The sequence below is a fragment of the Schumannella sp. GW821-FHT10F01 genome (assembly GCF_058809295.1).
In genome coordinates this window covers 138350-164532 of record NZ_JBXASM010000009.1, presented here as the reverse complement: position 1 = coordinate 164532, position 26183 = coordinate 138350, and the positions used below count along the sequence as shown (strand labels likewise).

Sequence of the window (26183 nt, the reverse complement as noted above, 5' to 3'; positions counted from 1 at the left end):
GGATGCCAGGATGGAGTCATGAGCTCACTGGCGATCGGCATCGACATCGGCGGCACCGGGATCAAGGGGGCTCTGGTCGACCTCGACGCCGGCGAGCTGGTCTCCGACCGCATCAAGAAGCCGACGCCCGAGGGGGGCGAGCCCGGCGACATCGTCGACGTGGTGCAGGAGCTCGTCGCCGAGCTCGCAGCGGACAACCCGGATGCGCCCGTCGGCGTCTGCTTCCCCGCCGTGGTGATCAACGGCCGCACGATGTCCGCGGCGAACGTCTCGAAGGAGTGGATCGGCCTCGAGGCGGAGTCGCTGTTCGAGAAGGCGCTCGGCCGCGACATCCACTTCGTCAACGACGCGGATGCCGCGGGCGTCGCGGAGATCCGCTACGGCGCCGCGCAGGGCGCCGGCGGCCTCGTGATCCTCACCACCCTCGGCACCGGCATCGGCACCGCGCTGATCAACGACGGCGTGCTCGTGCCGAACAGCGAGCTCGGCCACCTCGAGATCGACGGCAAGGACGCGGAGCGCGGCGCCAGCTACGCCGCCAAGGAGCGGCACGAGTGGGACTGGAAGCAGTGGGCCAAGCGCCTGCAGCGCTACTACGAGACGCTCGAGATGCTGTTCTCCCCCGACCTGTTCATCGTCGGCGGCGGCGTCTCGAAGCACTACGAGGAGTTCCTGCCGCTGCTCGAGCTGCGCGCGCCGCTCGTGCCCGCGAAGCTGCGCAACAACGCCGGCATCCTCGGCGCCGCCGCGCTGACGCACCGCCACACCGCGAGCGAGCGCGGCGCGAAGCCCACGGCCGACGTCACCGGCCGCTGACCGGGCCGGCGGGCGCGGAGGGCGCGATGGCGGGTGTCGCCGGCCGGGCCGCGCTCTCGCGCCGCCGCCGGACCGCGGGGTGGATCGCAGCCGCCGCGGGCGTGCCGGCGCTGACCGGGCTGCTCGGCATCGCGGACACCCCGGACTCCGCGACGATCGAGGTGCTGGCCTTCCAGCTGCTCGTCGTCGTGGTCGCGCTCGTCGGCGGGCTCGGGCCCGCGCTGCTCGCCGCGGTCGCGTCGGGGATCGCGCTCGACTTCTTCTTCCTTGCGCCGCTCGGCACGTTCGCGGTCAGCGACCCGCGCAATCTCGTCGCGCTCGGCGTCTACGTCGTGATCGCCGTGCTCGTCAGCGTGGTCGTCGATCGCGCCGCGCGGCGCGCCCGGGAGGCGGCCCGCTCGGCCGCGGAATCGGAGACGCTCGTGGCGGTGGCCGGGAGCGTGCTCGGCGGCGCGGATGCGCTCCAGGCGCTCGTGGGCCGGCTGCGGGAGACGTTCCGGATGCGGGTCGTCGAGCTGCGCCAGGGCGATGACGTGGCGGCGGCGGCCGTCGATCCGGCCGGCCCGGCCGGCCTGGACGACGCGGACCGGACGGAGAGCACGCTGCCGGTCGGCGCCGCCGCCTCGCTGCGGCTGGTCGGGCCCCCGCTGACCGACGACGATCGCCGCATCCTCGGCGCGTTCGTCTCCCAGCTCGACGCCGCGCTGACCCAGCGCCGGCTCGCGCGGCGCGCCGCGGACGTCGAGCCGCTCGAGGAGGCCGACCGGCTGCGGACTGCGCTGCTCGCCGCGGTCGGGCACGACCTGCGCAGGCCCATCGCGTCCGCGCGAGCCGCGGTCGGTGCGCTCCGGGCCGACGACGCCGACCTCGGCGACGCCGACCGCGCGGAGCTGCTGGCCACGGCCGACGAGAGCCTGACGTCGCTCGGCCGGCTCGTCACCGACCTGCTCGACGCGAGCCGCCTGCAGGCGGGCGTGCTGGGGGTCGCCCTGCGCAGCGTCGAGCTCGACGAGATCGCGGTCGTCGCTCTCGACCGGCTCGGCCTCGGACCGGGCGAGGTGGAGCTCGCGCTCGAGGACGTGCCGCCGGTGCGCGCCGACCCGGTGCTGCTCGAGCGGGTGGTCGAGAACCTGCTGGCGAACGCCCTGCGCTTCTCGCCACCCGGTGCCCCGCCCTCGGTGGCCACGAGGTCGGCCGGCGGCCGGGTGCTGCTCCGCGTGATCGACCACGGCCCCGGCATCCCGCCCGAGCGCCGCTCGGAGGTGCTGCTGCCGTTCCAGCGGCTCGGCGACACTGACAACACGAGCGGGATCGGCCTCGGGCTCGCGATCGCGCTCGGGTTCACGGAGGCCATGGGCGGCACGCTGACGCTCGAGGACACCCCCGGCGGCGGGCTGACCATGGCCCTGGACCTGCCGGCGGCGGGAGCGGGGGCCTGATGCGCGTGCTCGTCGTCGACGACGATCCGCAGATGCTGCGGGCGCTCCGCATCACGCTGACCGCGCGCGGGTGGGACGTCGACACCGCGTCCGACGGCGAGACCGCGATCGAGACGGCGGCGGCCGCGCGTCCCGACCTCGTCGTGCTCGACCTCGGCCTGCCCGGCGCCACCGGCATCGACGTCATCCGCGCCGTCCGGGCACGGTCCGAGACGCCGATCCTGGTCGTCTCCGGCCGCGGCGGGTCGTGGGACAAGGTGGAGGCGCTCGACGCGGGTGCCGACGACTACGTCACGAAGCCGTTCGCGGTCGACGAGCTGCTGGCGCGGGTGCGGGCCCTGGTGCGACGGAGCGCGTCGGCCGCGGAGGAGGAGCCGGTCGTCCGCTTCGGCGACGTCGTCGTCGACCTCGGCTCGCGCCTCGTCACGCGCGACGGCGCGCCGGTGCGACTGACGCCGACCGAGTGGCGGCTGCTCGAGCAGCTCGTGCGCAACCCCGGCCGGCTGCTGTCGAAGGAGGCGCTGCTCACGAGCGTCTGGGGCGCCCGGTACACGGTCGACACCGGCTACCTGCGCCTCTACGTCGCGCAGCTGCGCCGCAAGCTCGAGGCCGACACCGCCGACCCGCGGTACCTGCGCACCGAGCCCGGGATGGGGTACCGCTTCACCCCGGAGGGCTGAGGGGCAACGGGCCGGCCGATACGCCGGGTTCTGTACGGTGCACGCACCGTGACGGCCATCTCTCTCGGGGTGCCGTCGCCGACACCCTCCAGCGGTCTACCCGGGGACTCGGCGAGCCGCCTCGACGTCCCCTGTCTGACCTTGCTCCGGACGAGGTTTACCCAGCGAGCCCGATCACTCGGGCCCCTGGTGGTCTCTTACACCACCGTTTCACCCTTACCGCGGACGCCGCATCCGAAGACGCGAGCGGTCCGAGGCGGTCTGCTCTCTGTTGCACTTTCTCGCGGGTCACCCCGGGTGGGTGTTGCCCACCGTCCTGCTCTGCGGAGCCCGGACGTTCCTCGGCATCCGCGTCCGTCTCGCGAGGAGACGCAGCCGGATGACGCGACCGTCTGGCCGGCCCGTTGCCTGGGCCCATGCTAGCGGGCGCGAGCAGGTCGGAGCCCGCTCTCCGCAGCGCTCGTCGTCAGGAGAGCCCGCTCTCCTCCGTCCGCACGAGGATGGCCTCCGACTCGGGGCAGAGCAGCACGTCGTCGGGCGCCGCGGTGCGCACGGTGCGGAGGTCCGACCCGGTGAGGGCGACGCCGGCCGCGACGGAGACGCCGCCGCGCAGCAGGCTGGCGCCGATCCCGTAGCGGGCGCGCTGCTTCTCGTAGAGCGCGAGGAGGTCGGCGGGCAGGCGGTCCGCCAGGGCGCCGCGGGCGATCGACGCCTGCTCGCGCTCGGTCGCGAGCGAGCCGGCCGCCGCGTCGCGCGCGGCGGTCGCATCCGCGGTGCGCGCGTCGAGCCCGTCGAGGTCGGCGCGGGTGGCGGCCAGGGCGGTCTCGCGCTCCTCGACGGTCTCCATGACGGCGAGCTCGATGTCCTCGAGGTCGTTCTTCCGCTTCGCGAGGGCGGTCAGCTCCTGCTGGAGGCCCTCGATGTCCTTCACGGAGGTCGAGGCCTCGAGGCGGGACTGGTCGCGGGCGATGCGGGCGTCGACGACCTCGACGTCGGCCTGGGTGCGGGTGAGCTCGAGCCGGGCGTCCTCGAGTGATCCGGTCTGCTCGCCGGCGGCGGCGCGGAGCGCGTCCCGGTCCGCGGCGATCGCGGTCAGGGCCGCCTCCTCGGGCAGCTTCGCAGCGCGCGCGGTGAGGCGCTGGAGGGTGCTGTCGAGGTCCTGCAGCTCGAGGAGCAGCGCCTGATCGGCGGGGGCGGCCTTCAGGGCCATGAGCGGGTCCTTCCGTCGTGCGGGGTCACTGCGGGACGGCGAAGTCCCACGGGTCGGTGCGCAGCTCGCTGACCGTCACGTCGACGCCCGGGAGGGCGGCGCGCAGCTCGGCGGCGGCGGTGTCGAGCCAGAGCCATTCGGCGGCCCAGTGCGAGATGTCGAGCAGCGCGGGTCCGCCGCCGGCTCGCGCATCCTGCAGCGCGTCGGAGGCCGGATGGTGGCGCAGGTCGCTCGTGACGTAGACGTCGGCCGCCCTGACGGCGGGCTCGGCGAGCAGCGAGTCGCCCGCGCCGGCGCAGAGCGCGACCGTGCGCACCGGGCGGTCCCAGTCCCCCGCGCCGCGCACGCCCGTCGCGGTCGGCGGCAGCAGGTGCGCCAGCGCACCGGCGAGCCGGCCGAGGGTGGTCGTCTCGGGCAGCACCCCGACGCGGCCGATGCCGGTGCCGGCGACCGCGCCGGGCACGATCGGCACGGCGTCGCGGAGGCCGATGCGGCCCGCCAGGACCGCGGAGGTGCCGGTCGGCACCACGTCCGCGTTCGTGTGCGCCGCGACGAGCGCGCAGCCGCCGCGGATGAGCCGGGCGAGCACGGCGCCCTTCGACCGGGTCTCCGGGATCGCGGTCACGCCGCGCAGCAGGAGCGGGTGGTGCACGAGCAGCAGCTGGGCGCCGGCGGCGACCGCCTCGTCCGCCGTCTCCGCGACTGCGTCGACGGCGAGGTGGATGCGGTCGACCTCGGCGTCGAGAGCGCCGGACAGGAGCCCGGGGGCGTCCCACGACTCGGCTCCGGAGAGCGGCCAGAGGTCGCCGACGACGCTGTCGATCTCGGCGAGCCGCGGCATCCCCTCAGTCTAGGGTCGGGGCGCTGCGGGCGGCGCCGCGCGTCAGGCGCGCACCGCCTCCTGACGGCGGATGACCGGCACGGCCGACACGATCGGCACGACCAGTCCGAGCACGAGCGCCACGATCACGCCGGGGTCGCTCGCGCCGAGCGGCGAGGTGTCCGCGATGCCGGCGAGCGGCAGCAGGAAGCCCTGCCAGGTCAGCCCGGTCGTCGTGCTCGTCACGAGCCCGAGCCCGATCACGGTGATCGCGACGAACGCGATCAGGTTCACGAGCCGGATGTCGGGGTACACCCCGCCGCGGGTGAGCAGCGACGGCGTGTGGAAGCGACGGCTCCGCAGCATCATCTCGGCGCCGAAGATGCCCGTCCAGGCCGCGACCGGCACGGCGAGCGTCGGCAGGAGGTCGTGGATGACCCCGTCGAGCGACGCCGTCGACAGCAGCAGCACCGCGCCGACCGCGCCGGCGAGCACCGTGGCGAGCACGGCGGAGACCGGGCGGCTCGCCGGCACGCCGAGCGACTGGAGCGCGAAGCCGCCCGAGTACGACGACAGGATCGCGCCCGACAGGCTGCCGAGCACGGCGAGGAGCAGCAGCGGCACCGGGTACCAGGCGGGCAGGATGCCGGCGAGGGCGGCGATCGGCGACTCCGCGAGTCGCTCCGCGAGCTGCGGCGAGGAGGCGGCGAGCACGGCGCCCCAGGCCACGAGGATCAGCACGGGCAGCACGGCCCCGATGCTCGCGGACAGCATGTTGGAGGAGCCCCGCGCCGCGGCGCGCTGGTAGCGGGCGACATCCGCGCCGCTCTGCGCCCAGGCCAGGCCGACCCAGCTGAACACGGCGACCGCGCCGCCGACGACGAGCGCCCACGAGCCGTCGCCGCGGCGCAGCGCCGCGGACAGGTCGACCTCCCCGGCGGTGAGGGCGACGACGCCGACCACGAGCACGGCGGTCGCGATCGTGAGGACGAGCTGGATCCGCGACACGAGGCCGTAGCCGAACACGCCGACGACCGCGGTGATGAGGGCTCCGACGCCGAGCCCGGCGAGCCGCAGCGTCTCGGGATCGACGGCGTCGACGCCGAGCAGCCCGAGCGAGCGGGCGACGCCGTCCGCGAGCAGCCAGAGCAGCACGCCGCCCCACGCGGCCCGGGCGAGCACGGCCACGAGCGCGGGCAGCGCGTTGCCGAGCAGGCCGAAGGTCGCGCGGGACACGACGAGCGCGGGCTGGCCGCTCCACTTGCCGGCGAGCGTGCCGAGTCCGAGCGGCAGCAGCGAGATCGCGATGCCCGCGAGCACCGCGACGATCGACTGCCGCAGGCTCATGCCCGAGGCGCTGACCACGGCGCCGACGCCGAGTCCGGCGGCGGACGCGTTCGCGGCGAACCAGATCCAGAACAGGCGGGCCGCGCGGCCGGCGCGGCGGTCGAGCGGCGTCGGCTCGGTGCCGGCGGTCTCCACCGGGATGACCCCTGGCAGCGTCGGACGGTCCGGCACGGCGTCGGCGGGACCCGTCACGGTCGTCGTCGCGACCGGCTCGGCGAGCAGCAGGGTCGAATGCACGGTGCCGGGCGGCAGGGGCGCGATGCTCGGCATCACCCGGTCGCCGTCGTCGATCGAGCCGTCGTCGTCGTCGGAGTAGTCCGCGTCGCCGGCGGAGGCGGCACGCACGGGCGCGGAGGCCTCCGGAGCGGGCGACGCGTCGGGGGCCGGATCCGCCGGAGGTGCGGGCGGTGCGAACGGAGAGCCGGTCGCGGGCGCGGGCGGGTCGTCGAGCTCGTGGCCGGCGGCAGTCGGGACTCCCGGTGCCGGTGCCGCAGAGCTCGGCGTCGCGTCCGCAGCCGCGGTCGAGGGGTCGTCCGGCGAGGGTGGCTCGTCGGCTGCCGCGGGCTCGACGGTCGCGGCGGGCTCGACGGTCGCCGCGTCCGACGGGATCGGCGGCGCGGGCCAGTCGCCCGTGCCGTAGTCCGTCGGGATCCGCGGCAGATCGCCGGTGGGCGGCGCGACCGGCTCGCGCTCCGGCGGCTCGACGAGCGCCGGGGGGCCGGTCGGGGGCTCCTCGGCCGGAGTCGCGGCGACCTCGGCTTGCGGCGTCGGGGACGTGAAGTCCGGACGCGGCGGCAGGAGGTCGGCCGCCGGGTCCTCCGTGGGACCAGCCGTCGGCTCGTCGCCCGACTCGGTGTCGGGGTGCTCCGCGGGGACCGCGTCGTCGCCCGTCGGGGCCCAGCCCGCGGGCGGTGCGGGGCCGAACTCCGGATCCACGGCGGCCGCCGGGTCCGGCGGCGGGGCCGCGGCGAGGTCCGCCAGGGAGGCGATCGTCGGCGGCTCGGGAGATGGATCCGAGGCCGGGTCGTCCTCCTCGACGGGTGGCGGCTGGTCGGCGGGCGCGGTGTCGGCGGGCGGTGCCCAGTCGAACGGCGCAGCCCAGTCCTCGGCGGCCTCCGGCGGGACGCCGGGCTCGGACCGGACGTCGGCCGCGGACGGATCGTCGGCCTCGGGACGAGCCTCGATCGGGTCGGCCCCGGCTGCGGGAACGGCGCCGGGCGGCGGGAAGGCCGGAGGCGCAGACGGCTCGACCGGCGCGTCGGCCGGCGGCGCGTCGAGCGTCGTGCCGTTCTCGCGCAGCTCGGCCTCGAAGCGGCGGAGGGCGTCGAGGGTCGGGTCGTCGGAAGGACGTGCGTAGAGCAGCGTCTCGTCGAAGGGCGGCACGGTCGGTGCGAGCGACGGCTCGTCCGCGTAGACGGCGTGCGCGGCGCCGCCTGCGTCGGCCGCGAGGTCGTCCTCGGATGCGAGGTCCTCCTCGGGCTGGAGCTCGGTCGCGGCGTCCTCCGGCTCGACAGCGGCGTCCGCCGGCTCGGACGGGGCGTCGCCGGGCGCGGAGCCCGACTCGGTCTCGACCTCGGGCTCGTTCGCGGCGACCGCGGGGGCGTTCCACGCAGCCGCGTCCGAGCCGCTCCCGGCGTCCGGCGTCGCCGGCGCGGTCGTCGCTCCGGTGAACGGGTCGATGATCGGCGAGGGGCCGGTGGCGGTGGCCGGCGGCTGGAACAGCATCGAGGCCCACGCCTCGGGACCCGGCGCGGGCGCTGCGGTCGCGGTCGTCGGCACGGCGGTCGGCGCATTCAGCCGGGGCGCGTCGGCGTCCTCGGCGGCCGTCCCCGACGCGTCCGGGACGGGCTCCGGCTCGCTCGACGGCGCGACGTCCGAACGGGCGGATGCGGGCTCGGCGTCGTCGAGCTGCTCGGCGGGACGCTCATCGACGGATGGCTCGTCGGCGGACGACGCGTCGGCGATCGGGTCCGCGATGGACGGATCGGCAGTCGACGCCTCGGGCGACGCGACGCCGATGTCGTCCACGGGCTCCGGCTCCCAGCTGCTCGGCGACCAGTCGGCGGGCTGCCAGTCCGGACGCGGAGGCGGAGCGCTGCGGAAGGCCGGCTCGGACGGGTCCGGCGCGGACTCCGCCTCCGGCTCCGGTTCGGGCTCGACGAGCGAGGTCCAGGGCTCGCGGTCCTCGGTCGGGAACGGCTGCGGCGAGAACGGGCTCACGGGCGAGTCGGTCTCGACCCGCCACGGCGAGCCGTCCGTCTCGATGCTGTCGGGCGCGGGCGCCGGCATCGACTCCCATGGCGCCGGTGCGGACGCGAGGTCGATCGGCTCGCCCTCGTCGGCGGGCGGGGGGAGGTCGAAGGGGCCGGCGTCGGTATCGGTCCAGGCGGCGCCCGGTGCGGGGGCGTCGCCGAGATCCCAGATCCGCGGGCCGTCGGGCTCGTCGTCCGCGGACGGCTCGGTGGTCGGCTCGTCGGAGCGGGCCTCGAAGGGCGGCGGTGCGAAGACCGGATCGGGCGCGGCGACGGGCGCGGCGTCCGCGAGCCACCAGGGCGTCGGGTCGGGCGCGGCGTCGACCACCGGCTCCGGAGCCGGCTCGGGCTCGGCGACCGGCTCGGGCGCGATGTCGGCCGCGGGGGTGGGATCCGGTGCCGGCTCGGGCTCCGGAGCCGACTCGCCAGTCCAGACCTGCTCCGCCTGGATCGCCGGCTCCGGCTCGGGCGCCACGTCGGCCTCGGGCTCGGGCTCCGGCTCCGGCTCGGGCGCCGTGTCGACCTCGGGCTCCGGCTCCGCCACGATTGCGGGCTCCGCTGATGACTCCGGCTGCGGCACGATCGGAGGCTCCGGCGCAATGGGCTCCCGCCGCTCCTCGATCGCTGCAGCGGCCTCCGGCTCGGGCTCGGGAGCCGACGGCTCGTCGTCCCCCGCGAGCAGCGCGGCGTCGAACTCGGCGGGCATCGACGGCACGGTGCCGGCGCGGATGATCGGGATGGAGGACGTGTAGGTCGCGAGGATGGCGTCCGCGAGGGCGTCGTCGTCCGTCGCCCCGGTCTGATCCGCCCGGGCGTCGTCGGGTCCGTCGCTCATGCCCGGGATTCTAGGGCCGTGGCCGCGTCGCCCCCGAGCGACTGGCCGCGACCACGATTCCGAGGGCGGCGAGCACGAGCGCCGCTCCGGCCCAGCCGATCGCGCCGAGCCGCTCGTGCAGCACCGTCACGGCGAGCACGGTGGCCACCACCGGCTCGAGCAGGGTGATGGTCGTCGCGGTGCTCGCGCGCACCGTGCGCAGGCCGATCCCGAACAGCACGTAGGCCAGCGCCATCGGCCCGAGCGCCAGGTACGCGGCGATGCCGATCGACGTCCCCGAGCCGAGAAGCGGTCCGCCGAGCACCGCGAGCACGACCAGCAGCGGCAGGGCGCCGAGCCCGAACATGGCGCCCATGACGCCGCGGGAGTCGGCACCGCCCGCGATCATCCGCCCGGACGCGACCGTGTAGAGGGCGTAGGCGACGCCGGCCAGCAGTCCGCACAGCACCCCCGCGGGCACGGCGGGCCCGGCATCCGCTCCCCCGCCGATCGCCAGCAGCACGATGCCCGCGACCGCGAGGGCGGTGGAGGCCGCCCAGGTGCGTCCCGGCGGGCGGCGATCGAGCACCGTCTCCATGAGCGCCGCGAATGCGGGGGCCGAGCCGAGCGCGACGACGTTGCCGATGGCCACGCCGGCGAGGTCCATGCCGGTGTAGAAGGAGAGTGGATAGACCACCACCCCGACGGCGCCGGCGAGCAGGGCGGGCAGCACGCCGCGACGCCGGAGGACGCCGAGCGTCCGACGCGGCGCCGTTACCGCGAGCAGGACGCCGCCGACGCCCATCGTCGCCGCGCCGATCGCGAGCGGCGACACGGCGTCCGGCAGGAAGGCGGCCGCGGTGCCGGTCGTGCCCCACAGCACCGAGGCGAGCACGAGCGCGAGGATGCCCCGCCCGCGTCCCGCCGTCATGGCACCAGCGTGGCAGACGCCGGGGCGTCGCCGGACCCGCCGGCGGTGGGCCCTGAGGGACTCGAACCCCCGACATCCTCGGTGTAAGCGAGGCGCTCTCCCAGCTGAGCTAAGAGCCCGATCCGATCGTTGCGCCAGGGCAACGACAACGCGATAATAACTCGTGGCGCTTCCCACCCCCGTCCGGGGGACGGCGCCGCTCACCACCCGCGAGTCGATCGGCCCCTCCCCGACGTGACCACCACCCTCCTCCGCACGCACCGCCCGGGACCCGTCGCGCCCGGCGACCGCTGGGTGCGCACCCTCCGACACGGAGGCCGCCGATGAAGGCCGCCGCCGATCCCGATGGCATCCGCCGGCTCGCCCGCAAAGTCGACGCGATCCTGGCCGAGGCGCTGAGTCCCGAGGGCGTCGCGCCCGACGCACTCGCGTTCGGGCATGCGGCGCTGGCCGGATCGGCCTCGAGATTCCACGGCGGCTCGGCCGAGACGGTCGACGGCCTCACGGGCACGACGAGGTCGACCGGCGCACGGCTCGACGAGACGGCCGACCTCTACGACGAGGCGGACCGCAGCGGCCACGACGCCGTGACGCGCACCGAGCAGCGCGGCGACGCGAAGCCGGACGGCTCCGCGGGCGCCACGACCGACGGCGACGACGGGGGCGGCGAGTGAGCGGGGAGGGCGCAGACCGCATCCCGGGCGATCCCGACCAGGTGCAGCACCTCGCGGACGAGTGGCACCGGGCGTCGGCCAAGATCGCCGCCGCCGCCGAGGAGCTCCGCACCGTCAGCCCGGAGGGCATCTGGAGCGGCGGATCCGCCGAGTCGTTCACGGCGAAGGTCTCCAGCCTGGTCGCGCAGTGGCAGGCCGCCGCCGCCGCGCTCGAGGACGGCTCCGCGCAGCTCAGCGCGTTCGCGGCGGTGCTCGCGTGGGCGCGGCGCGAGGCGGAGGCGGCCGCCGAGCTCAGCTGCACCGCCGACCAGCGCAGCGCGGACGCCCGCTCGACGTGGCAGCGCGATCGCGCCGCGGCGGCCGCACAGCCGGGCCTCCCGTCCGGCCGCGCCGTCGTCATCGAGCCCGTGTTCACCGACCCGGGCGCCGCCGATCGGGCCGCGGCCCAGCAGCGGCTCGCGGACGCGGAGGCGGCCGTGCAGGAGGCGGGCGACCGCACCTCCGCCCACCTCGACGGCAGCATGGACTGGCCGCAGGCGGCCGCCGCCGCCGGCACCCTGCTCAAGCCGCGGCCCGGCGACACGGTCAGCACCCCGACGGGCGGTGCGGTGACGCCCGCATCCACCGAGCCGACGGACCCCGACCAGGAGGCCGCGGCCGCGGCGCTCCGGGCCGCGCAGCTGCGCGCGGCGAAGGGGCTGACCGGCGGCTCCGGCGGCGGCGGCGACGGACTCGGCCTGCTCGGTGTCGCCGCGATCGCCGGCGGCACCGTGATCGCGGGAGCCGGCGTCGTGGCCGGCGCGCGCCTCGCGGGACTCACCGGGCTGACCGGTGCCACGGGCTCCTCCGGCGGCGGCATGATGGGCGCCGTCCCGCCCCGCACGGCCGGGATGACAGCCGGCGGCGAGGGCGGCGCGGCCGCGGGCCGGCGTGGCAGCCGGCTGCAGCCCACGAGCGCCACGACCTATGTGATGGGCCTCGATCAGGACGCGGCGGGCGACGCCGACGACGCCGAGGAGGAGCGCCGATGATGGTCGACGCCGAGTCCGGCGGCACCTGGCGCATCGTCGAGCTGGCCGACGGCATGCGCGTCATGGTCGATCCCGACGGCGTCATCGTCGGGACGACCGACGCCGAACCGACCGCCGCGCTGCTGCCGCCCGTCCCGGTGCCGTCGGCCGCCGCGCCGCCTGCCCCGGCTCCGATCGCCGATTCGACTCCGCTGCCCGAGGTCACCGGCACGTCGAGCACGGCCTCCGCGCCGGCCGTCGGCCTCGTCGGCGCCGTGACGGGGACGGTCGCGGCGGCGACCGGGACGGTCGTGGCGACCGCTGTCACCGTCACCACAGCCGCCGGCGGCACGGTCGCCGACCTCGCGACCGCGGCCACGGCGCCGATCAGCTTCGACACGGGCGGCATCGCCGCGCTGTCGGCGCGCCTGAAGAGCGCCGCGGAGGGCATCGAGAAGGAGCTCGACCGGCTCACGGACACCGCGAAGGGCCTCCGCGGATCCTGGAGCGGCGAGGCCGACGCGGCCTTCCGCACCGCCCACCGGGACTGGTCGAAGCGCCTCGACGCCCTGCACCGCATCCTCAAGGACAGCGCGCACCTCGCGACCGAGGTGGAGGACTCCCTCGTGCAGACCGAGACGCGCATCCGCGACCTGTGGAGCTGATGGGCGAGGGCCGGGGCGTCGCCGCGTCCGCCTAGCCTGACCGCTGTGGCGAAGATCAGCGGGACCCCGCGCGGCAGCGGCTTCCGGGTGGCGGCGGAGCGGCGGTGGTCGATCGTCGTCGCGGTGATCGCCGCCCTCGCGGTGTACGCCCTGCTGCCCGGCTTCAACCCGGCCGTCCGCTACACCGTGGTCGGCATCGGCGCGGCGATGCTCGTGGTGCTCGTGGTGCTCAACCCGAAGCGGCTCGACGCCGAGTACCGCTGGTCGCGCGGCCTGTCCATCGGGCTCGGGCTGCTGCTGCTCGCCGCGAACCAGCTCGCGCTCGTGCAGCTCGTGATCGAGCTCGTGCTCGCCACACGCGGCGACGGCCCCGAGCTGCTCCTCGCCTCGCTGCAGGTCTGGTTCGTCAACGTCGTCGCGTACTCGCTCGTCTACTGGGAGATCGACCGCGGCGGTCCGGTGGCGCGGCGACGGGATCCGCGCGACGAGCTGCCGCCCGCCGACTTCCGGTTCCCCCAGGACGAGGACGACGACACCGTCGCCGAGGTGGCGAGCAAGTCGTCGAAGCGGGCGGACTGGATGCCGGCCTACCTCGACTACCTCTACTTCTCGGCGTCGACGGCGATGGCGTTCAGCCCGACGGACGTGATGCCGCTCACGCACCGCGCGAAGCTCATCATGCTCGTCGAGGCGTTCGCCTCGTTCGTGCTGCTCGCGCTCGTGATCTCCCGCGGCGTCAGCCTGCTCGGCTGATCAGGCTGCCGAGCTCGGCTGATCAGGCTGCCGAGACGGGGAGCACCTCGTCGAGCGCCGCGCGGTACTCCGCGATGGAGCGGGCCTCGCCGGGCGCGGTGATGAACGACGAGCGGATGATGCCCTTCGCGTCGATCACGAAGGTCGCGCGGTTCGCGAAGCCCTTCTGCTCGAGGAACACGCCGTACTCCTTGGCGACGTCGCCGTGCGGCCAGAAGTCCGCGAGCAGCGTGAAGTCGTAGCCCTCCTGCTGGGCCCAGGCCCGCAGCGTGGCCTTCGAGTCGACGGAGATGCCGAGCAGCTCGACGCCGTGGGTCTTGAAGAGCGACAGGTTGTCGCGCAGCGTGCACAGCTCGCCCGTGCAGGTGCTGGAGAACGCCAGCGGGAAGAAGACGAGCGCCACCGGCTTCACGCCGCGGAAGTCGCTCAGCCGCACGTGCTCGCCGTACTGGTTCGGGAGCTCGAAATCGGGTGCCTGGGTGTCGTTCTCCAGAGCCATCGAGGGTGCGGTCCTTCCGGGGTTCCGGCCCGCAGACTCGCGCGGGCACAGTGCGCGATCATACGCCTCGGCGCCGCGTCGTGCCGGAGCACTCCCCGCGGATGCGGAGGCCGCGGTCGCGGGCGCGTGCCGCGAGCGGACGGCGGTGCGAACTAGAGTGGACGCGGCATGCGCCCGCTCCGCGACCCGGACCGGCGCGCCACCCGAACCGCGTGGCCACCCGGTCACTAGAGCGAGGAAAGTGAAGGTCAAGGGTGACGGTCAACGATCAGGACCCCTACTCGGCTGGCGACGTGGACCACGACCCGGAGGAGACCTCCGAGTGGCGCGACTCCCTCGACGCCCTCGTCGCGGCCAACGGCCGCGGCCGGGCCCGCGAGGTGATGATGAGCCTGCTCAAGCGCTCGCGCGAGCTGCAGCTCAACGTCCCGATGGTCCCCACGACGGACTACATCAACACCATCGCGCCGGAGAACGAGCCGGCGTTCCCGGGCGACGAGGAGATCGAGCGCCGCTTCCGCCGCTGGATCCGCTGGAACGCGGCCATCACGGTGCACCGCGCGCAGCGTCCCGGCATCGCCGTCGGCGGCCACATCTCCACCTACGCGTCCTCCGCCGCGCTCTACGAGACGGGCCACAACTGGTTCTTCCGCGGCCACGACGACGCGGGCGGCGGCGACCAGATCTTCTACCAGGGCCACGCCTCCCCCGGCATGTACGCCCGCGCCTACCTCGAGGGCCGCCTCGGCACCGACCAGCTCGACGGCTTCCGCCAGGAGAAGTCGCACGCGCCCGACGGCCTGTCGTCGTACCCGCACCCGCGCCTCATGCCGCAGTTCTGGCAGTTCCCGACCGTGTCGATGGGCCTCGGGCCGATCAACGCGATCTACCAGGCGCAGTCGAACAAGTACCTCACCAACCGCGGCATCGCCGACAAGTCCGACAGCCGCGTGTGGGCCTTCCTCGGCGACGGCGAGATGGACGAGGTCGAGAGCCGCGGCGCCCTCCAGTGGGCCGCCAACGAGGGCCTCGACAACCTCACCTTCGTCGTGAACTGCAACCTGCAGCGCCTCGACGGCCCGGTGCGCGGCAACGGCAAGATCATCCAGGAGCTCGAGAGCTTCTTCCGCGGTGCCGGCTGGAACGTCATCAAGGTCGTCTGGGGCCGCGAGTGGGACGAGCTGCTCGCCCGCGACACCGACGGCGCGCTCGTGAACCTCATGAACGCGACGCCGGACGGCGACTACCAGACGTACAAGACCGAGAACGGCGCCTACGTGCGCGAGAACTTCTTCGGCCGCGACCCGCGCGCGCTCGAGCTGGTCAAGGACTACAGCGACGACCAGGTCTGGAACCTCAAGCGCGGCGGCCACGACTACCGCAAGGTGTACGCCGCGTTCAAGGCCGCCGTCGAGCACGAGGGCCGGCCGACCGTCATCCTCGCGAAGACGATCAAGGGCTACGGCCTCGGCCCGCACTTCGAGGGCCGCAACGCGACCCACCAGATGAAGAAGCTCACGCTCGACGACCTCAAGTCGTTCCGCGACGCGATGCGCGTGCCGATCACCGACGCGCAGCTCGAGGAGAACCCCTACCTGCCGCCGTACTACCACCCCGGTGAGGACGCGGAGGAGATCCAGTACCTGCAGGAGCGCCGCCGCGCGCTCGGCGGCTACGTGCCCGAGCGCCGCTCGAAGTACACGCAGATCCCGCTGCCCGACGACAAGGCCTACGAGATCGTGAAGAAGGGCTCCGGCAAGCAGGAGGTCGCCACCACGATGGCGTTCGCCCGCCTGCTCAAGGACCTGCTGCGGGTGCCGGAGTTCGGCCGTCGGCTCGTGCCGATCATCCCGGACGAGGCGCGCACCTTCGGCATGGACGCCTACTTCCCGACGGCGAAGATCTACAACCCGAAGGGCCAGCACTACACGAGCGTCGACCGGGAGCTGCTGCTCGCCTACAAGGAGAGCCCGCAGGGCCAGATCGTGCACGTCGGCATCAACGAGGCCGGCGCCTTCGCGGCGTTCACCGCGGCCGGCACCGCCTACGCCACCCACGGCGAGCCGCTCATCCCGGTCTACGTCTTCTACTCGATGTTCGGCTTCCAGCGCACCGGCGACGCCATGTGGGCCGCCGGCGACCAGATGGCCCGGGGGTTCATCATCGGCGCCACCGCCGGACGCACCACGCTGACCGGCGAGGGCCTCCAGCACGCGGACGGCCACTCGCACCTGCTCGCCGCCACCAACCCGGCCGTCGTCGCGTACGACCCGGCGTTCGGCTACGAGCTCGGCCACATCGTCCGCTCGGGCATCGAGCGGATGTACGGCGGCACCCACCCCGATCCGGACGTCATGTACTACCTCACGGTGTACAACGAGCCGATGCAGCAGCCGGTGGAGCCGGAGGACCTCGACGTCGACGGGGTCGTGCGCGGCCTGTATCTGCTGAACCGCAGCAGCCACCCGGGCGTCAAGGCCCAGCTGCTCGCGTCCGGCGTCGGCGTTCCGTGGGCGCTCGAGGCGCAGGAGCTGCTCGAGAAGGACTGGAACGTCTCCGCCGACGTGTGGAGCGTCACGTCCTGGAACGAGCTCGCCCGCGACGGCCAGGCGGCGGATCGGCACAACATGCTGTTCCCCGGCGAGGCCCCGCAGGTGCCGTACCTGACGCAGAAGCTGGCGGATGCCGAGGGCCCGAAGATCGCGGTGAGCGACTTCATGCACGCGGTGCAGGAGCAGATCCGTCCCTGGGTTCCCGGCGACTACGCCACGCTCGGCGCCGACGGCTTCGGCTTCAGCGACACGCGCGCGGCCGCGCGGCGGTTCTTCACGATCGACGGTCCGTCGCTCGTGGTGCGCACGCTGCAGTCGCTCGGGCGCCGCGGTCAGGTCGATCCGTCGCTCGCCGCGCAGGCGATCGAGCGCTACCGGCTGCTCGACGTGTCCGCCGGCACCTCCGGATCGGCGGGCGGCGAGAGCTAGGTGCCACCGCGCTCGAAGGCGCAGACCCTGAACCGGCTGCGCGCGATCTCGGGAGAGCTCGCGACCGCGACGCTGAAGCGCCTCGACGACGAGCTCCCCTGGTACCGCGACATGCCGCCCCGGCGGCGCAGCGCGGTGGGGCTCGTCGCCCAGGCCGGCATCACCTCGTTCATCTCGTGGTACGAGGACCCGAGCTCGACGCCGTGGATCGCGGCGGACGTGTTCGGGGCGGCGCCGCGCGAGCTGCTGCGGTCGGTGAGCCTGCAGCAGACGCTGCAGCTCATCCGCATCACGGTGGCGGTGGTGGAGGACCGCGTCGGCGACGACGACGACCTCCGCGAGGGCATCCTGCTGTACTCGCGAGAGATCGCGTTCGCCTCCGCCGACGTGTACGCCCGCGCCGCGGAGGCCCGCGGCCTCTGGGACGCGCGGCTCGAGGCGCTCGTCGTCGACTCGATCCTCACCGGCGAGTACGACAGCGAGCTGCCGAGCCGCGTCGCGGCCCTCGGCTGGAACGGGCACGGCGCGGTCAGCGTGCTCGTCGGCACGGCCCCGCGGATGCTCGACGTCGACCAGCTGCGGCGCACGGCCCGGCACCTCGACTCCGACGTGCTGATCGGGGTGCAGGGCAGCCGGCTCGTCGTCGTGATCGGCCGCGTCACTCCCGACGGCGACGAGGAGCCGCCGACCCCCATGCCGTTCGTCGAGATCGCGCAGCGGCTCGAGGAGGGCTTCGGCGCCGGGCAGCTGGTGCTCGGGCACGAGGTGCCGGACCTGCTCGACGCGTCGAAGAGCGCCCGCTCGGCCCTCGCCGGGTTCGCGGTCGCCGGATCGTGGCGGAACGCGCCGCGTCCGGTCGCCGCCGACGACCTCCTGCCCGAGCGCGCGTTCGCGGGCGACCCGCTGGCGCGGTCCGCGCTCGTGACCCGCATCTACAAGCCGCTGCAGGCGCACTCGAAGGAGCTGCTCACCACACTCTGGTGCTACCTCGACAACGGCCGGTCGCTCGAGGCGACGGCCCGCGAGCTGTTCGTGCACCCGAACACGGTGCGGTACCGCCTCAAGCGGATCAGCGAGCTGATCGGCTGGGACGCCACCGGCGCGCGCGAGGCGCTCATCCTCCAGTCCGCGCTCATCGTGGGCTCGATCGCCGAGGGCAACCGCAAGCCGTCCGCCTGAGGACGGTCGCGGCCGGTCGAGCACCGACGCGGTCGGACGCCGGATTCGTGCGCCGAGTGCGCCGGAATGTCCCGAATGCGCCCGGACGTTGCGCGGCACTCGCACCAATGCTGCGCATTGATGCACCTCGGCCCCGCCGGAAACGCTTACGGAGTAGGCTCGCACCACCCGATATGTAAACAGTCCTTACAAACTCGGAAGGTGCACGTCCATGACCCACCGTCTCCCCCGTCCGCTCGCGATCGCCCTGGCGCTCGCCCTCGCCCTGGTCTGCGGCATCACCGCCGCGACCGTCGCGGCGAGCCCCGCCCGCGCGGCCGATGTCCGCGCCCACACCCTCACCGGCTACTGGCACGACTTCGACAACGGCGCCCCCGTCATGCGCCTGTCGCACGTGCCGGACGCCTACGGCATCGTCGCCGTCGCGTTCGCGGATGCCACTGCCACCCCCGGCGCGATCGGGTTCACGCTCGATCCGGCCGTCTCCTCGAAGCTCGGCGGCTACAGCACGGCCGACTTCAGCGCCGACATCGCGACGCTGCACGGCCAGGGCCGGAAGGTCGTGCTGTCGATCGGCGGTCAGAACGGCGCGATCTCGCTGCCGGACGGCGCCGCCGCGACCGCCTTCGCCGACAGCGCCTGGGGCCTCATGCAGCAGTACGGGTTCGACGGGGTCGACATCGACCTCGAGAACGCGCCGAACCTGGCGAACATGACCTCGGCGCTCCGCGACCTCGCGGGCCGCGCCGGCTCCTCGTTCGTGCTGACGATGGCGCCCGAGACCATCTACGTGCAGCCGGGCGGGTCGTACCTGCAGCTGATCGACAACGTGAAGGACCTGATCACGGTCGTCAACACGCAGTACTACAACTCGGGCAGCATGCTCGGCCGCGACGGCAAGGCGTACAGCTCGGGTTCGGTCGACTTCATCACGGCGCTGGCCGACATCCTGCTCGACGGGCACCTGCGGGCCGACCAGGTGGGCGTCGGCGTGCCGGCGACCCCGCAGGCGGCCGGGAGCGGCTACGTCGCGCCCTCGGTCGTCAACGCCGCCCTCGACTGCCTCGCGGCGGGCACGAACTGCGGCAGCTACACGCCCGCGGCGCACTACCCGGAGATCCGCGGGGCGATGACGTGGTCGATCAACTGGGACGCCGGCAACGGCTACGCGTTCGCGGACCAGGTCGGCGGCCATCTCGGATCGCTCGGCACGCCCACCTCGGAGCCGACCGACCCGACCGGGCCCACGGACCCGCCGGCGAGCTGCGACGGCGTGACGACGTGGTCGTCCGGCGCCGTCTACGTCGGCGGCAACCGGGCCGGCTACCAGGGCTCGCTCTACCGGGCGAAGTGGTGGACGCAGGGCGAGACGCCCGGATCCGCCGACGTGTGGGAGCGCCTCGGCGCCTGCTGACCGGGGCCGTCGGCTGTAGACACACGACAGGGAATCCGGGGGTCTTTGGTGCATCGGGTTGCGCCGCGGCCTCCGGGAGACGGCAGGATGGACGGGTGACCGTCGTGATCGTCGCTCCCGGACAGGGATCGCAGACCCCCGGATTCCTCTCCCCCTGGCTGGCGGAGCCCCGCTTCGCCGACCACCTCGACGCCCTCGCCGACGCCGCCCGGGTCGACCTGCGCGCCCACGGCACCGAGAGCGATGCGGACACCATCCGCGACACCGCCGTCGCCCAGCCGCTCATCGTCGCGGCCAGCATCCTCGCGCTCGGCGCCGTGCTCGACGGCGGGCGCCGCGACCGGATCGCGGGCGTCGCCGGCCACTCCGTCGGCGAGGTCGCCGCGGCCGCCGCAGCCGGCATCCTGACCGAGTCGGATGCCATGACCCTCGTCGGCGCCCGCGGTCGCGCCATGGCCGCCGCGGCGGCCGAGGCCGCCACCGGCATGAGCGCCGTCATCGGAGCCGACCAGGACGAGCTGCTCGCCCGCCTCGACGCGCTCGGCCTCCAGCCGGCGAACTTCAACGGCGGCGGCCAGATCGTCGTCGCCGGCGAGCTGCCCGCCCTCGAGGCGCTCAAGGCCGATCCGCCCGCCGGCGCGCGTGTGATCCCGCTGCAGGTGGCCGGCGCGTTCCACACCCGGTTCATGGGCAGCGCCGTCGAGACGCTCCGCGCAGTCGCGGCCGGGCTGCCGGTCGCCGACCCCACGACCACGATCTGGACGAACCGCGACGGCACCGTCGTGGAGTCCGGCGCCGCGTTCGTCGACCTGCTCGTCGGGCAGGTCGCCTCGCCCGTCCGCTGGGACCTCACCATGGAGTCGTTCGCCGCGGCGGGCGTCACCGGCATCATCGAGTTGGCGCCCGCCGGCGCCCTCGTGGGGCTCGCGAAGCGCGGCCTCAAGGGCGTGCCCGCGGTGGCCGTGAAGACCCCGGACGACCTCGCGGCCGCCCACGACCTCCTGGATGGAGCAGCATGACCGCGCTGAAGCAGGCCGAGGGGCCGAAGCACACCCGCATCCTCGGCTACGGCGCCGCGCGCGGCGACCTGACGGTGACGAACGACGACCTCGTGGGCCCGATCGACTCGAGCGACGAGTGGATCCGCCAGCGCACCGGCATCATCGAGCGCCGCCGGGCCTCGAAGGACGTCGGCGTGGTCGAGCTCGCGGTCGAGGCGGGCGCCGAGGCGATCCGCGCCGCCGGCATCGAGCCCTCGCAGGTCGGCGGGCTCATCATGTCGACCATCAGCAACAACGTGGCGACGCCGTCGGTCTCGACGATCGTCGCCGAGCGCCTCGGCGCCGGCACCGTGCCCGCCTACGACATGAACGCCGCCTGCGCCGGGTTCACCTACGGCATCGCGCAGGCCGACGCGCTCATCCGCGCCGGCCTCGCGGAGTACGTGCTCGTGATCGGCGGCGAGAAGCTCAGCGACCTCGTCGACCCGACCGACCGCTCGATCTCCTTCCTGCTCGCGGACGGCGCCGGCGCCGCCGTCGTCGGCCCCAGCGACGAGCCGGCCATCGGCCCGACCGTCTGGGGCTCCGACGGCTCGCACTGGTCGTCGATCTGGATGACCGGCACCACGCAGCAGTACCGCGACGGCGAGGTCGAGTGGCCGACCATGCGGCAGGACGGGCAGACCGTCTTCCGCTGGGCCGTCTGGGAGATGGCCAAGGTCGCGCAGCAGGCGCTCGACGCCGCCGGCATCACGGCCGACGACCTCGCCGCCTTCGTGCCCCACCAGGCCAACATGCGCATCATCGACCAGCTCGCCAAGGAGCTGAAGCTGCCGGAGCACGTGCGGATCGGCCGCGACATCGCGACGACCGGCAACACGTCGGCCGCCTCCATCCCCCTGGCGACGCACCGGCTGCTCCAGGAGCACCCGGAGCTCTCGGGCGGCCTCAGCCTCCAGATCGGCTTCGGCGCCGGTCTGGTCTTCGGCGCGCAGGTCGTCCGACTGCCCTGATCGGGCCTGACTAAGCTCGATCACCGACCATCCGAATACGAGGAGAAGCACCATGGCCCTGTCCAACGACGAGGTTCTCGCCGGTCTGGCTGAACTGATCAACGACGAGACCGGCATCGCCACGGACACCGTGCAGCTGGACAAGTCGTTCACCGACGACCTCGACATCGACTCGATCTCGATGATGACCATCGTGGTCAACGCCGAGGAGAAGTTCGACGTGAAGATCCCCGACGAAGAGGTCAAGAACCTCAAGACCGTCGGCGACGCCGTCACCTACATCACCAACGCCCAGGCCTGACCTGCGCGGCCGGGACGGGGGCCCATCCGGCCCCCGTCCCACCCCCGGCGACCCGCCGGACCTTCCCCGGCGACCCCGCCGGATCCCACGGAGAGGCAGCATGAGCAAGAAGATCGTCGTCACCGGCATCGGAGCCTCCTCGCCCATCGGCGGAACCGTCCAGGACACCTGGGACGCGCTGCTGGCCGGCGAGTCCGGCGCCCGCACCCTCGAGCACGACTGGGTGACGGAGCTGGAGCTCCCCGTCCGTTTCGCCGCCGAGGCGAAGGTGCGCCCCGAGGAGGTGCTCGAGCGCGTCGTCGTGAAGCGCCTCGACCCGGTGGCCCAGTTCGCCCTCATCTCCGCGAAGGAGGCGTGGGCCGACGCCGGCGCCCCGGAGGTCGAGCCCGAGCGGCTCGGCGTCGACTTCGCGACCGGCATCGGCGGCCTCTGGACGCTGCTCGACGCCTGGGACACGCTCAAGGCCAAGGGCCCGCGCCGCGTCCTCCCGATGACCGTCCCGATGCTCATGCCGAATGCGGCATCCGCTGCGGTCTCCATGCACTTCGAGGCGCGCGCGTTCGCCCGCACCGTCGCCTCCGCCTGCGCGTCGAGCACCGAGTCGCTCGTGAACGCGTACGAGCACCTCCAGTCCGGGCTCGCCGACGTCGTCATCGCCGGCGGCTCCGAGTCCGCGATCCACGGCATCACGATGGCGTCCTTCGCCTCGATGCAGGCGCTCTCGAAGCGCAACGACGATCCCGCCACCGCCTCTCGTCCCTACAGCGTCGACCGCGACGGCTTCGTCATGGGCGAGGGTGCGGCGAGCCTCGTGCTCGAGACCGAGGAGCACGCGAAGGCCCGCGGCGCCCGCATCTACGCGGAGCTCGCGGGCGGCGGCGTGACCGCCGACTCGTACCACATCACCGCGAACGACCCGGAGGGCCGTGGAGCCTCGCGCGCCATCGCGCTCGCCCTCGAGGCGGCCGGCGCGGTGCCCGACGACGTGACCCACATCAACGCGCACGCCACGAGCACGCCGGTGGGCGACATCGCCGAGTACGTCTCGCTGCGCTCGTCGTTCGGCGACCGGGTGCACGAGATCCCGGTCTCGGCCACCAAGGGCGCCACCGGCCATCTGCTCGGCGGCACCGGTGCGCTCGAGGCCATCTTCACGATCCTCGCGCTGCAGCACCGGCTGGCCCCGCCGACGATCAACACGAGCGAGCAGGACCCGGAGATCCCCCTGCGGATCTCCGCGGAGCCGACGCCGCTGGCGGACGGTCCGCACCTCGCGATCTCGAACTCGTTCGGCTTCGGCGGCCACAACGCCGTCGCCGCGTTCCGCTCGGTCTGACCGGGCGGCTCCCCGCGCGACGCCTCAGCCGCCCTGCCGGGCCAGATGGTCCGGCAGGCGGTCGAGGCAGCTGTCCCAGCCCGCGATGTGGTCCTGTCGCGTCGCCTCGTCGGCGAACCCGCCGTGGCGCACCGTCAGCAGCGTGCCGCCGTCGGACTCCTCGTCGACGGCGATGACCACCTCGGTGGAGGCGTCCTCCCCGTCCCAGCGCCAGCTGAGCCGCACGGAGCGTCCCGCGTCGAGCGCGAGGACCTCCCCGCCTGCCGCGAGGGCCGGCGCCGTCGATGCGATCCGCCAGGCACCGCCCGGCCGGGCCTCGAACCGCGCCGACACGGGCCAGCTCGGCGGCCAGTACCAGGATGCGAGCTGCTCGGCCTCCGTCAGCGCCCGCCAGACCGTCGCCGGGGCGGCGTCGAGGCGGCGGACGATCGCGAGCTCGCTCATGCGGGCCAGGGTCCCCCGTTCGGCCGGCGGAGTCAACCGGGTGGCGCCGAGCAGGAGAAGGCCCCGCCGGCCTGGGGAAGGCCGGCGGGGCCGGGGACGCCGGCACTGGGGGATGCCGGGTCCGGGGTGAGGGGGTCGGTCAGGCGAGGGGGCCGAACTCGGCGTTGCGAACGGCGCGGCGCAGGAGCCACGGGTGCGCGGGCCGCCGACGACGGAGCAGGCGGATGATCGTGGTCACGGCTCAGCCCACCGCGTGCAGCCAGGTGACCGGGCTGTCGTCGGACGCGTGGCGGAACGGCTCCAGCTCGTCGTCCCAGGACTGGCCGAGGGCGACGCGGAGCTCGCGGTGCAGCTCGATCGCGTTCGCTCCCGCTTCCTCGAGGGCCGCGCGGATGCGGTCCTCCGGGATGACCACGTTGCCGGCCGTGTCGGTCTGGGCGAAGTGGATGCCGAGACCGGGCGTGTGCATCCAGCGTCCACCGTCGGTGCCGAGCCCGGCATCTTCGGTGACCTCGAAGCGCAGGTGCTCCCAGCCGCGCAGCGACGACGCGATGGCCGCGCCGAGCCCGCGGGGGCCCTGCCAGAAGAACTCGGCGCGCTGGGCGCCCTTGAGCACGGGCTGCGGCCGCCAGTCGAAGCTGACGGCGTGCCCGATGGCACGCCCGGCCGCCCACTCCACGTGGGGGCACAGCGCTCTCGGCGCGGAATGGATGTAGATCACCCCGCGCGTGTTGTTCGCAGCCACATTCTCTCCGATCGTCAGGTGCGACTTCCCCATCGACCTGATCGGATGCATGTGGTGCAAGGCCGATCATGCCAGAGCGCACCCGGGAATCACAAGCGTGTGATTCCGCGAGTCGTCTGGACGTGTCGCGCCCGGGATCACTTCGCCTGGTCGTAGCTGTCGACGACCGCCACGGTGATGGCGAACTCCACGGTCGTCGACGGGAACAGCATCCGCCCCGCCTCCCCGGCGGTCGCACGCAGCGCCTCGGCCACCGCGTCGGCGAGCTCGGCCGGCGCGTGCACGACCAGCTCGTCGTGCAGGAAGAACGCGAGGTGCGGACGACGGGCGAACGGCGCGCGCGCCGCGCCCTCGGCGCCCTCCCCCATCGACCAGAGCCGGGCGCGCAGGGCGCCCATCCAGCACAGCGCCCACTCGGCCGCCGTGCCCTGCACGATGAAGTTGCGCGTGAAGCGGCCCCAGCCGCGCAGGTCGGCCTGCCGGCGCCGCTGCTGCGCCTCGGACAGCGTCTCGTCCCAGCCCGCGTCCGCGGCCGCCGGCGAGGTGCGGCCGAGCCAGGTGCGCACCCGGCGCCCCGCCTCCCCGTCGCGCGCCGCCGCCTCGACGAGGCCCATCGCGCTCGGGAACGCGCGCCGGATCCGCGGCAGCACCCGGCCGCTGACGCCGCTGGTGCCGCCGTAGATCGCCCCGAGCATGCCGTATTTCGCCTCGGACCGGTCGGCGACCGCGCCGGAGCTCACGATGCCCTCGTACATGTCGTGCGCCTCACCGGCCCGCGCCATGGCCCGGTCACCGGACATCGCAGCGAGCACGCGCGGCTCGAGCTGGGCGGCGTCGGCCACGACGAGCTTCCAGCCCGGATCGGCGATCACGGCGCCGCGCACCTGCTGCGGCAGCTGCAGCGCTCCCCCGCCGTCCGACGCCCAGCGTCCCGTGACGACGCCGCCGACCACGTAGACGGGGCGGAACCGGCCGCCGCGCACCCACTCGTCCAGCCAGTTCCAGCCGTTGGCGGTGTGCAGCCGCGCCAGCTTCTTGTACTCGAGCAGCGGCGGCACGACGGGATGGTCGAGCTCCTTGAGCTCCCAGGCTCGGGTGCTCGTCGCGGCGAGGCCGGCGGCCTGCAGGGCGCGCAGCAGGGCCTGAGGCGAGTCCGGGTCGAGGTCGGGTGCGTCGAGCGCCGCCCGAACCTCATCGGCCTTCGCCTCGAGCAGGGGCGGCCGCCCGGACGCCGGACGGGGACCGAGCAGGCCGGCCAGGATCTCGTCGTGGCGGTCGGCACGCCAGGGCAGCCCCGCGTGCGACATCTCGGCTGCGACCAGGGCGCCGGCGCTCTCGGCCGCGAGGAGCAGCGCGAGCTGCCCGGGCTCCCGGCTCGCCGAGACCGCGGCCTGCTGGCGCCGGAGCTCCGCCACCGGATCGAGGTCGCCCGTCGCGACGACCGGCTCCTCCACCTCGAACAGGGCGTCGGAGGCCGGCACCGGTGCGGGACGGAGTGGCGTCGGCGGGGCGTCCCAGCCGTCGCGCTCCCGCTGCGCCAGGTCGGTGCCGGCGGCCGCCACGGCCGATCGGAGGATGCGGCGGCACAGCCGCAGGTCGACGCAGCGCTCCACGCGGACGCCCGAGGCGAGCAGCACCGGGTAGGCGACGGCGGTGTCCGCCCAGACCCAGCGCGGGCGATCGTGCACCTCTCGCCCGGCGACCCAGTCCGGCAGGTCGGCGACGGCCAGCTGCCGCGACGCGGTCTCGCGCCCGGCCTCGTCGAGCACGGTCGCGGTCCAGCCGGCGCCGCCGGAGGACAGGACGATGTGCACGGGACCAGTCTCCCGCGGGCCGCTGTCAGTCGGCGACGCGGCGCG

Annotated in this window: 22 protein-coding genes, 1 tRNA gene and 1 other RNA gene; 14 read left to right on the top strand and 10 right to left on the bottom strand. The window is 74.4% G+C overall.

Annotated features, from left to right (window positions below):
• The first annotated feature begins 18 nt into the window (after nucleotides 1-18).
• From ppgK to AC1RSJ_RS12005, 3 genes are read left to right on the top strand one after another with little or no spacing between them, the layout of a single operon-like run.
• Nucleotides 19-816 (top strand): polyphosphate--glucose phosphotransferase, encoded by a 798-nt coding sequence (gene ppgK, locus AC1RSJ_RS12015; RefSeq protein ID WP_493118620.1) that lies wholly within the window; start codon nucleotides 19-21, stop codon nucleotides 814-816.
• A 26-nt stretch (nucleotides 817-842) separates the two neighbouring features.
• On the top strand, nucleotides 843-2255 hold the full coding sequence (locus AC1RSJ_RS12010; protein ID WP_493118619.1) for a sensor histidine kinase: 1413 nt from the start codon (nucleotides 843-845) through the stop codon (nucleotides 2253-2255).
• Nucleotides 2255-2935 carry a response regulator gene (locus AC1RSJ_RS12005; RefSeq protein WP_493118618.1) on the top strand — a complete coding sequence of 227 codons (681 nt, stop codon included), beginning with the start codon at nucleotides 2255-2257 and terminating at the stop codon, nucleotides 2933-2935. The genes AC1RSJ_RS12010 and AC1RSJ_RS12005 overlap by 1 nt, the downstream gene beginning before the upstream one ends.
• Before the next feature lie 3 nt (nucleotides 2936-2938).
• On the opposite strand, the gene rnpB is transcribed toward AC1RSJ_RS12005, so the two are convergent.
• The 6 genes from rnpB to AC1RSJ_RS11975 form a co-directional block, all read right to left on the bottom strand.
• Nucleotides 2939-3339, bottom strand: an RNA gene (gene rnpB, locus AC1RSJ_RS12000) — RNase P RNA component class A.
• A gap of 62 nt (nucleotides 3340-3401) precedes the next feature.
• Nucleotides 3402-4145, bottom strand: a complete 744-nt coding sequence (locus tag AC1RSJ_RS11995; protein ID WP_493118617.1) for a zinc ribbon domain-containing protein — start codon at nucleotides 4143-4145, stop codon at nucleotides 3402-3404.
• A 25-nt stretch (nucleotides 4146-4170) separates the two neighbouring features.
• Nucleotides 4171-4986 (bottom strand): Nif3-like dinuclear metal center hexameric protein, encoded by an 816-nt coding sequence (locus AC1RSJ_RS11990; protein WP_493118616.1) that lies wholly within the window; start codon nucleotides 4984-4986, stop codon nucleotides 4171-4173.
• A 42-nt stretch (nucleotides 4987-5028) separates the two neighbouring features.
• On the bottom strand, nucleotides 5029-9399 hold the full coding sequence (locus AC1RSJ_RS11985) for a purine-cytosine permease family protein (protein ID WP_493118615.1): 4371 nt from the start codon (nucleotides 9397-9399) through the stop codon (nucleotides 5029-5031).
• Between the two features lie 10 nt (nucleotides 9400-9409).
• The gene (locus AC1RSJ_RS11980) at nucleotides 9410-10309 is read right to left on the bottom strand and encodes a DMT family transporter (protein WP_493118614.1); all 900 of its coding nucleotides are present in this window, start codon (nucleotides 10307-10309) and stop codon (nucleotides 9410-9412) included.
• Nucleotides 10310-10355: 46 nt separating this feature from the next.
• A tRNA-Val gene (locus AC1RSJ_RS11975) sits at nucleotides 10356-10428 on the bottom strand.
• Nucleotides 10429-10632: 204 nt separating this feature from the next.
• On the opposite strand from AC1RSJ_RS11975, the gene AC1RSJ_RS11970 reads away from it, so the two are divergent.
• The 4 genes from AC1RSJ_RS11970 to AC1RSJ_RS11955 are packed head-to-tail and all read left to right on the top strand — an operon-like array spanning nucleotide 10633 to nucleotide 13411.
• Nucleotides 10633-10983: a hypothetical protein gene (locus AC1RSJ_RS11970; RefSeq protein WP_493118613.1), complete on the top strand. Its 351-nt coding sequence runs from the start codon at nucleotides 10633-10635 to the stop codon at nucleotides 10981-10983.
• Nucleotides 10980-12014, top strand: a complete 1035-nt coding sequence (locus AC1RSJ_RS11965) for a putative T7SS-secreted protein (protein ID WP_493118612.1) — start codon at nucleotides 10980-10982, stop codon at nucleotides 12012-12014. Before AC1RSJ_RS11970 ends, AC1RSJ_RS11965 begins: the two co-directional genes overlap by 4 nt.
• Nucleotides 12011-12658 (top strand): WXG100 family type VII secretion target, encoded by a 648-nt coding sequence (locus tag AC1RSJ_RS11960; protein WP_493118611.1) that lies wholly within the window; start codon nucleotides 12011-12013, stop codon nucleotides 12656-12658. Before AC1RSJ_RS11965 ends, AC1RSJ_RS11960 begins: the two co-directional genes overlap by 4 nt.
• 45 nt (nucleotides 12659-12703) lie before the next feature.
• Entirely contained in the window at nucleotides 12704-13411 is a 708-nt protein-coding gene (locus tag AC1RSJ_RS11955; protein WP_493118610.1) for a hypothetical protein, read from the top strand.
• Between the two features lie 22 nt (nucleotides 13412-13433).
• Here AC1RSJ_RS11955 and AC1RSJ_RS11950 read toward each other — a convergent pair whose 3' ends face one another.
• Nucleotides 13434-13910 carry a peroxiredoxin gene (locus tag AC1RSJ_RS11950; protein WP_493118609.1) on the bottom strand — a complete coding sequence of 159 codons (477 nt, stop codon included), beginning with the start codon at nucleotides 13908-13910 and terminating at the stop codon, nucleotides 13434-13436.
• A 254-nt stretch (nucleotides 13911-14164) separates the two neighbouring features.
• Here AC1RSJ_RS11950 and aceE point away from each other — a divergent pair, with 254 nt between their 5' ends.
• The 7 genes from aceE to AC1RSJ_RS11915 all read left to right on the top strand — a co-directional run bounded on the left by aceE (nucleotide 14165) and on the right by AC1RSJ_RS11915 (nucleotide 23135).
• Nucleotides 14165-16891, top strand: coding sequence for a pyruvate dehydrogenase (acetyl-transferring), homodimeric type (gene aceE / locus AC1RSJ_RS11945; RefSeq protein WP_493118608.1), 2727 nt, complete (start codon nucleotides 14165-14167; stop codon nucleotides 16889-16891).
• The gene (locus AC1RSJ_RS11940; protein ID WP_493118607.1) at nucleotides 16892-18070 is read left to right on the top strand and encodes a PucR family transcriptional regulator; all 1179 of its coding nucleotides are present in this window, start codon (nucleotides 16892-16894) and stop codon (nucleotides 18068-18070) included.
• A gap of 211 nt (nucleotides 18071-18281) precedes the next feature.
• Nucleotides 18282-19484: a glycosyl hydrolase family 18 protein gene (locus AC1RSJ_RS11935; RefSeq protein WP_493118606.1), complete on the top strand. Its 1203-nt coding sequence runs from the start codon at nucleotides 18282-18284 to the stop codon at nucleotides 19482-19484.
• Between the two features lie 95 nt (nucleotides 19485-19579).
• Nucleotides 19580-20503, top strand: a complete 924-nt coding sequence (locus AC1RSJ_RS11930) for an ACP S-malonyltransferase (protein ID WP_493118605.1) — start codon at nucleotides 19580-19582, stop codon at nucleotides 20501-20503.
• A complete protein-coding gene (locus AC1RSJ_RS11925) occupies nucleotides 20500-21498 on the top strand; it encodes a beta-ketoacyl-ACP synthase III (protein ID WP_493118604.1) in 999 nt (332 codons plus the stop codon). The genes AC1RSJ_RS11930 and AC1RSJ_RS11925 overlap by 4 nt, the downstream gene beginning before the upstream one ends.
• A 52-nt stretch (nucleotides 21499-21550) precedes the next feature.
• On the top strand, nucleotides 21551-21799 hold the full coding sequence (locus AC1RSJ_RS11920) for an acyl carrier protein (protein WP_493118603.1): 249 nt from the start codon (nucleotides 21551-21553) through the stop codon (nucleotides 21797-21799).
• 100 nt (nucleotides 21800-21899) lie between these two features.
• Entirely contained in the window at nucleotides 21900-23135 is a 1236-nt protein-coding gene (locus tag AC1RSJ_RS11915) for a beta-ketoacyl-[acyl-carrier-protein] synthase family protein (protein ID WP_493118602.1), read from the top strand.
• Nucleotides 23136-23159: 24 nt separating this feature from the next.
• Here AC1RSJ_RS11915 and AC1RSJ_RS11910 read toward each other — a convergent pair whose 3' ends face one another.
• The 3 genes from AC1RSJ_RS11910 to AC1RSJ_RS11900 all read right to left on the bottom strand — a co-directional run bounded on the left by AC1RSJ_RS11910 (nucleotide 23160) and on the right by AC1RSJ_RS11900 (nucleotide 26138).
• Nucleotides 23160-23579, bottom strand: coding sequence for an SRPBCC family protein (locus AC1RSJ_RS11910; RefSeq protein WP_493118601.1), 420 nt, complete (start codon nucleotides 23577-23579; stop codon nucleotides 23160-23162).
• Between the two features lie 241 nt (nucleotides 23580-23820).
• A complete protein-coding gene (locus AC1RSJ_RS11905) occupies nucleotides 23821-24357 on the bottom strand; it encodes a DUF3145 domain-containing protein (protein ID WP_493118600.1) in 537 nt (178 codons plus the stop codon).
• 104 nt (nucleotides 24358-24461) lie between these two features.
• The gene (locus tag AC1RSJ_RS11900) at nucleotides 24462-26138 is read right to left on the bottom strand and encodes a bifunctional 3'-5' exonuclease/DNA polymerase (protein WP_493118599.1); all 1677 of its coding nucleotides are present in this window, start codon (nucleotides 26136-26138) and stop codon (nucleotides 24462-24464) included.
• Between the last annotated feature and the right edge of the window lie 45 nt (nucleotides 26139-26183).